Below are 886 nucleotides of genomic sequence, written 5' to 3'. Positions count from 1 at the left end.
ACTTTAGGGTGTACTCCAAGTTTACATAATGTCGCATCTTCTGTGAAATCGTCTTTTCTACGCAAATAAACCCGATTTAAAGGTGAAACCTAACAATATTACAAGTAGCACTGTTAGCATTGCTTTAAGCCTAAAAATCGCATCATGAGCTATTTTAATTTTCTCCTTATACTCTACCTCTGACATTGAAAACTTATCCATTTCAGCCTGAATAGCGTCCATATATTTTGAAATTTTTTCTAATTTTTCGCTCTGCTGTTCATTTTTAAGTGATAGCGCAGTATTGGATTGCTCCAGTTGTTTATTTAAATTGATCTGCTGAATAAGATTGTTCGCTTGATCGGCATTGATTTTTTGACTTTCCTCATTAAATTCATCCTGCTCTTTAGACTCTTGAATCAACTGCTTTACTCTAGCAGTCAGTTTTATGTTTTTTTCTTTGAGGGCTTCATTCTCTTGTTCTAGAGATTCTTTAGCTTTTTCTATTGTAGAAAATTGCTTTTTAAAGTCGGTGAGCTGTCGCTGTAGCTCAATATTTTCCTCAAAGTGACTTGTCGCAACCTCATCAACTAAAAAATCACAATATTTAAAAAAATCGGCTTCAATCAGGGCAAAGGGCATGGCATGAGAAATTTTTAAATGCTCAACAATTTCATGCCAACTTTTACCCGTGCGGTACAGCTCGGTAATTTCATCCTGTCGGCTCTCAAGCCACCTACGTTTATTGAAATAAGGGGTTTTAGCCATCAATCAATATCCTTGTAAAAACTATCGCTATAAACATAGCCATCACTGCTTTTAGACGCTAAAAACCTCTTACCCTCCTCACTGCTTTTCCATGCCAAAAGTAGCTCTCTTGAGCTTTGATTGGCTTCGTCTTTAATAG

1 protein-coding gene is annotated in these 886 nt (G+C 36.2%); it reads right to left on the bottom strand.

All coding sequences use genetic code 11. The annotated features are described in order from the left end of the window. Positions 1–57 precede the first annotated feature (57 nt). Complete coding sequence (locus CF596_RS13510; RefSeq protein ID WP_096902773.1) at positions 58–747, bottom strand: hypothetical protein; 690 nt, start codon at positions 745–747, stop codon at positions 58–60. Positions 748–886: the final 139 nt, after the last annotated feature.

Origin of the sequence: Acinetobacter sp. YT-02 (genome assembly GCF_002412355.1) — a bacterium.
Classification (GTDB): Bacteria; Pseudomonadota; Gammaproteobacteria; order Pseudomonadales; family Moraxellaceae; genus Acinetobacter; species Acinetobacter towneri.
The sequence above is the reverse complement of the archived record's forward strand: the minus strand, read 5'-3'. Positions and strand labels throughout refer to the sequence as shown.

Bases quoted from the DNA above. Each gene is read 5' to 3' on its own strand.
- CF596_RS13510 (WP_096902773.1), bottom strand. From the start codon at position 747: ATGGCTAAAACCCCTTATTTCAATAAACGTAGGTGGCTTGAGAGCCGA.